This window comes from Paenibacillus phytorum, assembly GCF_013141715.1.
GTDB lineage: Bacteria > Bacillota > Bacilli > Paenibacillales > NBRC-103111 > Paenibacillus_E > Paenibacillus_E phytorum.
Map to the genome: position 1 here is coordinate 1 of NZ_WHOA01000051.1, position 6,560 is coordinate 6,560.

Genomic DNA, 6,560 nt, shown 5'->3' on the forward strand with positions numbered 1-6,560 from the left:
ACTACTTATTGTGTTAAACTGGCCGTTAGCACAACAGGCCACCGAGTTTATCTTCGGTAGCCTGTTTGATTTTTGTTATGAAACTATCGTTCTGCGTTAGTTTAGTAATATTCATCTTCATACTTGGCAGTAGAGTAGCGAAGAATCATTTAAGCTTAACCCTTTTATTCCTTAATAATATGTTAATTTTCATTCTTCCAACCATCTTGAAGCCAATCATAAAGCTCTGGAGATTTTAAACGAATATGCGTTGACTCATAGTTGAAGACAATCTCGCCACTAGCAGTTGTACATCTTTTTGTAACATAACCTTTATTATCCTTTGTGGTATCACAATTGTATGCAGGCTCAACAACCGCTATTTGCCCGCTATTCAGATTGAAATTCAAAATACTGGGATAACCGTGTTTTCCCCAATTAGTTTCTCCATTAACAATCTCTGATGAATTTAGCCAACCCAAAACTTTGGATATAACTTTTGTTCCTTGTGCTTCCTCTTTCCATAATGGGTTCGGCTTCTCATTACTTGGTAAACCACCTGCTACTTGCAACGAATTAACATCACCCGCATTTAAAAATTGTTGAGTTGGTTTTGGCTTCTCATTAGTGCTTACTACTAATTGAACTGTCGCTGTATTTTCAGTGGTTTTTAAAGCTACTGGAGATTGCGATGTGCAAGCAGAAATGACGGAAAATGACAAACATGTAAGCAATATTTGAATAAGATACTTCATTAAACTATCACCCCAAAACATTTTTATGCTAAGTGTTTTGTTTTCATATTCCTATCAATATATGAAACAACGCCAAATAATATTGCAGGTGTTTTTTTGTCACGCTTTTTTTAATCCATCCACTAGCAATCCCAATGCAACAGGAAAATACGTAAGTCGCCGTATGTACCGATGTAAATTACCGTCAAATAACTTCCATTTTTTCATTGAAAACAACTTTTCTTTCAGAGGTGTTTCATTCGTGTTATTACGCTAAACTGCCCTTACCTCAATAAACAAAAGAGGAGCTGCCGCGAAGCAAGCCCCTCAACTATCGTTTTTCGTTAGCGTAACAAATGAATAAGAGCAGATATTTTATTCGTAATTCGGTATTTTCTCGCATGAAGCCGAATGTAGGTCTTCTATTGCTACTTTTAGAGCATTAGTTTCTGTATCAAATAAGGATTTATAATGAGATACAATTCCCCAATAACCTTCTTCATCCAAAATTTCTCGAATATCTTGGTCATGAGTAAACCACATATATATTTTACTTTCATACAATCCATCTTAGTTTAACGATGGCTGGCGGAGAGGAAACATAATGTCTAAAGTCGACCCAATTACCTTTTTTGCTATACCTCAATCCAGAAATTTGGCAAAGCGTTCCGTGATTTGGATGCCTCTGTGCCAATCCGTTCCTCCGTTTTCAATCGTCCAGCACGCCTCCAACACACCTCGCGCCACACCCCACATCGCGATTCGACGAGGGTCAAGATCAAGGCGATCGGCCATATTCGCTACCCGATCCCGCAGCACCTGCTCACAGTCACCACCCCGATCCTCGTAGTTAAGCAGATACTGGATCGTATCAAAATGGATGTCGCCGATGATACCTTTGGGGTCAATGACAGCCCATTTCTCTTCGTCTTGGCGAAGGATGTTATCATGATGCAGATCACCATGCAGTAAGAAATTCTCACTCGTGGTCGCAATGAGATATTCCAGACATTCTTCGGCATTCTCCACCCAGTTCGGTGGCAGTGGAACGTCAACTTTCATGTCGTTGAATCGCTCTCGGTATCGCTCAATTGCCGCAAAATGCTGCTTCAATGACGGGTACTGACTACCAGTTGGTGGCGAAAGGTGAAGGCGGCGAAATACTTCGCAAAAGATATCCGTCGCAAGTGCATCATTCTCAATTGTCGACAAAGGTATGCCAGGCTCGGCACCCTCCAGCAGTGCAACTCCCCATTCCTCGTCTGCATCAAGCACATGAATCGCCCCTCGGCCCTCAAAAGCGCGAAGAACACTAACTTCTCTAGATAACTCACCCTTCTTGAAAGATAATTTAAGGACGACTCGCTTCCCGTCGCTGCGCGTTGCTCGGAGCACGAAGTTATAAGATAAATTAGAAAATGGAGCTTGAGGGCTAAAGTCGAAACGGCTTGCACAGTCGGCGATTAGTCTGGGCAGCGCCTCCGACCAGGCGACACCTTGCTCACCGTGGAGTTCGTGCATTCTTTTAATAAATATATCGGGGATCACAATCATGCCGGGATGGCTCCTTTCAGCTATCTAGTCATTTACAAGAGAAACTGTTACTTTACAAACTCCTACTTACTACAGTTTTCCGATAGTTGAATTATTCATGAGATAAATTCTAATGACGGGTTTCCTGCCTGTGTGGATTCAAAACAAATACCATCAGAGTATTCTTGAATAGCCATTGTCCAAAAGGACTTCGCAGGTAAATTCTTTTCCAACCATGAAACGCTCCAATTGCCCTTAAACATCTCAAATACTTTATACGCTACTTCTTTGCCGATCCCATGCCGCCGGTACTTTCTTAATATGAAAAATTCCGTAATTGAAAATGTCGGCGTTTCACGTTCCGCAATTTTCCTGACTAAAATAAAGCCCACCAATTTACCAGCATTCATAATTAAGAAGGGGAAGCGCCACTCATCTGTCCAGTAGTGATCTAAATACATGTAGTCAAAGAGGCCATACTCATTTACATCATTTTCGCCGTCATCTTCAAAATCACTCATGTCGTACTGATATAATTCCATGAGGTTGCGTAATATTATTTTCTTTTCAAAGGAAACCTTGATTAGTTCCATGAAATTCCCCACCTTTTTCCAGTCCTAATAATACCACATATTGGAACTATACTGCAGTTACTTCAACAGGCTGCCCAGTAAGCTGGCAGCCTGTTGTTTTTGTGCTATCGTCTTCGTTAGCTTAATCATATTGTCATATGCCATCTTAAAATGAGCTGCTCCCACAGGCAATCAAATTCCATTCTGATAACACAGGAATGGAGCCCCGCCCAGTGCCTGAAGGTGTAATAGCGCAAATTTGACCCGGCTTATTTCCCGAACTAACGGAAACAACTGCCGATACATTCAAGGGCTCACCGTTGACTTTAAAAGTTAGGTCTGCGTGCGTGTACGGAACAGACGCATCCATCATCATAATCAGCTCTAATGTTGTCGTAATTCAGCAACCGGAAACCTTCTTCCTCATGGAGTTTTCGCATTTTTTCGAGATCGATGGGGCTTCCATACAACTCTGCAGCCTTACCAAAATCTTTCGACTGTACGGCCTTCAAAAACGCGGCGGTATTCTTTTCTACTTTTATTTTTTGTAGTAAGACTATCCCTAGGTGTACTAACAAAAAAACAATCCATAGCAGTATCAAAGAAGCGCCTATTCTCCATATTAGCTTCAAAACATAAACACCATCCATCCCAAAATAGTTTAACTTATTTTTCCATTTTATACCCAAATCTATGTGAAATCCAATTCCTACTTTAAATTGCTCTTTAAGGATAGTAACGTATGAAGTAATCTGCCCGTTGAGAAAAGGCAACCAATCCACCAGGGCTGGCTGCCTCTTCATGTTGCTATTGAACTCTCGTTACCCGTTAGCGCAATGATTTAAGGACGCTTTCGAGTGCAAAAACTCACAATTCCAGCAAGGAAAAGAATCATACTTATAGCCCATAATACTCCACCAATTCCTAGCCATAAAGAGTTACCTTCAGAAGCCATAGCCGGATGCAATGGTCTATTACTTATGGCTTTTAGAAAGCATGATACCGCTGATGAAAAGATTATCAAATGGGCAATCATCCAACCAAAGGCACTCCGATACTCTGACTTCCTTTCTTTAGCCCAAAGAAGAACCACAAAAAGAAAAGAAACTCCCATCACAATACAAAAACCAACTACAAGCATACCTATTGTTTCTTGTTCCATTGGTAGCACTTTTATAAACACCCTTTCATAAATTTCATGCTTTATTTAGCTCTAATCTAACAAGCTACTCCAAAGTTAAGACTAAATAATAAACCTATCTTATTCTCTTTCTTGCACAGATTTCCTTCCTAATTATTCCATTAACCTGCACGTTACTTGAACAGGCTGCCGGCAGCCTGTTCAGTATGTGCTATTGTTCTTTCGTTAGTGGAACACGGTTTATTCTACTTCAAGCATCATAGGAGTATACTCACCGTGCCCTTAGGGCTGTTCTTTCTCTTTTAGCACACGGTCTAATGCATAAGCCGCTATAGCGCCTACAATATATCGGATTAAATCTGCATATAGGAATCCTTTTCCGAATATTAGCCCGCCAAATAGAGTGTTTCGTAAGTTGATTATCCATCCTGCTTGGTACAATTGGCTGCATTCAATTACAAAACAGAACCCAAGACTAAGCACCAAGGCCTTCATAGATAACATTCGGATGAATAGTGCACGAACGCCGAAATAAATCATAGCCGCCCAGAGAGGATCACCGAAATGTTTCACCACAAAATCGGGCAGCGCGGAGGTATTCATCCTCGAACCAAGCCCAAGCATTATGCATACCAATACTGCTAGAAGGTACTTCCCTCTTGTTTTCACAATTTTCCTTCCAATCAAAAAGATTTTTATCCAACTCTGAAATGATATATATTATTGAAGTTACTGTCTCCAAAAACCAACAAGATATATTATTAATACCATCATACGCCAATCAATTTCCTCTTTGTACCACTCGGTTCTCCTGCCCGTTAACGTATGAAGCTGCCGACATATACCGTGGCAGCCTTCAATATCCGTCTTAATCCTGGATTTCTATGTTGTGCTCCTTACACCATCCAATTACTAATTGCCTTACCTTACTTTCTTTATATGTGTACCATTGCTTATCAACGCCAAGTTCTAATATTCTATCTTTAAATCTTCGAAAAGCACCTCTTCCTTGAATGGTGTCATACAGTACTTCTCTATTTTTTTGATCCGGATGACTTACAATAAACTCCTCCATGATTTCATATTCATTAAAGTTCTTTCTTAATGTAAAGTCCACGTATACCCCATCTTCATCCTCAATTATGCTGATAGCTTTCTCAATATTCGCTCTTTGCCAGTCAGGAAATTTTTCAAGTGGTTCTTCATCTTCTGCAGCTCTCATTTCTTCTCTCATTAATGTAATAACTTCTCCTGTATTAGTGTTTATAAAAGTAAAAGTATCATCAATTTGAAGCTCAATCTCACTAATTAGATCCTCTAAGTTTACTGTTTTGTTATTCTTCAATTGATTTTGCCCCTTTCAATATATATAAACATCTTATCCAAAAAAACAAATAAAGCTACCTATCAGTAGCTTCATTCATTTAAGATGGATAATCGAAATTTCGTCATCAAACTATCGTTCCTCGATAGCTTAGTGGCTGGCACTTTGCAATTAACCAGACTTACTAATGCTTATTTTCTTAATGAACGCTGCCCTTTGAATTCACTTGTTATAAATATAAACATGATTCGGCTGCTAACCAAAAGAGCCTTTCCCTAACCGAAATTTCTTTCTGCCATTCCCTTGAGTCCCACTTTTCACTACTTAAATCATCTCCGCCATAAAGCATTTGTGCAAAAACCACTTCTCTAAACTTCGCAACAGCAAAAAATGCGGCACACTCCATTTCAACTGTTACGCATCCTTCAGATCTGCGTAATTTTATTTTGCCAGCTGTTTCGCGGTAGAATGCATCAGTTGTCCATGTTTTAGAAACCACATATTTATGTCCAGATTTATTTAAGGCACTTTTAATTGCATTAATTCCTTCAATACTCGCCTCCACCTCTCTACTCGGTGGTAAATAATGATAGGATGTTCCTTCATCTCTAACCGCAGTTTGTGGAATAACGATATGTCCCAAACCAACATTTGCGTCTAATACACCCGCTCCACCGCACGCAATAAACTTTCTCGAACCTAATGCAATTACTTCTTCTAATAAACCCGCAGCGTTTGGAGCACCCACCGTAGGATGAAATAAAGCTATTTTTTCTCCTTTATACTCAAATTCATAAACTTTATGTTTTCCAATTTCAGACCTTAACTCTGCTAATACCTTTAACCTTCCTTCACTGTCTAACTTATCGATTACTTCTTGAAAAAAGCAAACAACGCATTTTTCTGGTTGAAAATCTAGCGGTTGTATATTTTCATTTGGATTTATTAAGGATGTCTTTTCATCATCATATTCCATTAATGGGAAATCTTTTTTATCCATCATTCAAACAACTCCTATTTATTAAATAGTGTACGCTTCAATTTACCCACCTAAATATTAACATATAATGGAATCCAACGAATGATAATTTCTCCACTAATCTGCCCGTTACTTCAATGGAAATAGGGAGCAGCTGCCGTGGCGGTCTGCTCCCTGTCTGATTGAACATCGTTTTCCGTTAGCGTAATCACGCTTTGTAGTTCACTGTAGTGCCCTTTATTTTGTTATTTCGGGCTTTGAGGTGGGGCTTATCTATAAAATCCAACTCATTACTGCA

At 39.5% G+C, this 6,560-nt stretch carries 8 protein-coding genes; all 8 read right to left on the minus strand.

Annotated elements, in window-relative coordinates; genetic code table 11:
• Window positions 1–182: 182 nt before the first annotated feature.
• The 8 genes from GC098_RS07595 to GC098_RS07630 all read right to left on the minus strand — a co-directional run bounded on the left by GC098_RS07595 (window position 183) and on the right by GC098_RS07630 (window position 6,286).
• The gene (locus tag GC098_RS07595) at window positions 183–734 is read right to left on the minus strand and encodes a hypothetical protein (RefSeq protein ID WP_171642489.1); all 552 of its coding nucleotides are present in this window, start codon (window positions 732–734) and stop codon (window positions 183–185) included.
• A 621-nt stretch (window positions 735–1,355) separates the two neighbouring features.
• On the minus strand, window positions 1,356–2,267 hold the full coding sequence (locus GC098_RS07600; protein WP_171642491.1) for an aminoglycoside phosphotransferase family protein: 912 nt from the start codon (window positions 2,265–2,267) through the stop codon (window positions 1,356–1,358).
• Between the two features lie 95 nt (window positions 2,268–2,362).
• Complete coding sequence (locus GC098_RS07605; RefSeq protein ID WP_171642493.1) at window positions 2,363–2,839, minus strand: GNAT family N-acetyltransferase; 477 nt, start codon at window positions 2,837–2,839, stop codon at window positions 2,363–2,365.
• Between the two features lie 305 nt (window positions 2,840–3,144).
• Window positions 3,145–3,621, minus strand: a complete 477-nt coding sequence (locus tag GC098_RS07610) for a hypothetical protein (protein WP_171642495.1) — start codon at window positions 3,619–3,621, stop codon at window positions 3,145–3,147.
• A gap of 38 nt (window positions 3,622–3,659) precedes the next feature.
• Entirely contained in the window at window positions 3,660–3,980 is a 321-nt protein-coding gene (locus GC098_RS07615; protein WP_063870825.1) for a hypothetical protein, read from the minus strand.
• 261 nt (window positions 3,981–4,241) lie between these two features.
• On the minus strand, window positions 4,242–4,583 hold the full coding sequence (locus GC098_RS07620; protein ID WP_171642497.1) for a ribosomal maturation YjgA family protein: 342 nt from the start codon (window positions 4,581–4,583) through the stop codon (window positions 4,242–4,244).
• A 244-nt stretch (window positions 4,584–4,827) separates the two neighbouring features.
• Window positions 4,828–5,304 (minus strand): UPF0158 family protein, encoded by a 477-nt coding sequence (locus tag GC098_RS07625; RefSeq protein ID WP_171642499.1) that lies wholly within the window; start codon window positions 5,302–5,304, stop codon window positions 4,828–4,830.
• Between the two features lie 208 nt (window positions 5,305–5,512).
• A complete protein-coding gene (locus tag GC098_RS07630) occupies window positions 5,513–6,286 on the minus strand; it encodes a nucleoside phosphorylase (RefSeq protein ID WP_171642501.1) in 774 nt (257 codons plus the stop codon).
• Window positions 6,287–6,560 lie beyond the last annotated feature (274 nt).

Excerpts from the sequence above, each read along its gene's own strand:
- GC098_RS07595 (WP_171642489.1), bottom strand. The coding sequence starts at position 734 with ATGAAGTATCTTATTCAAATATTGCTTACATGTTTGTCATTTTCCGTC.
- GC098_RS07600 (WP_171642491.1), bottom strand. The coding sequence starts at position 2,267 with ATGATTGTGATCCCCGATATATTTATTAAAAGAATGCACGAACTCCAC.
- GC098_RS07605 (WP_171642493.1), bottom strand. The coding sequence starts at position 2,839 with ATGGAACTAATCAAGGTTTCCTTTGAAAAGAAAATAATATTACGCAAC.
- GC098_RS07610 (WP_171642495.1), bottom strand. The coding sequence starts at position 3,621 with ATGAAGAGGCAGCCAGCCCTGGTGGATTGGTTGCCTTTTCTCAACGGG.
- GC098_RS07615 (WP_063870825.1), bottom strand. The coding sequence starts at position 3,980 with ATGGAACAAGAAACAATAGGTATGCTTGTAGTTGGTTTTTGTATTGTG.
- GC098_RS07620 (WP_171642497.1), bottom strand. The coding sequence starts at position 4,583 with ATGCTTGGGCTTGGTTCGAGGATGAATACCTCCGCGCTGCCCGATTTT.
- GC098_RS07630 (WP_171642501.1), bottom strand. The coding sequence starts at position 6,286 with ATGATGGATAAAAAAGATTTCCCATTAATGGAATATGATGATGAAAAG.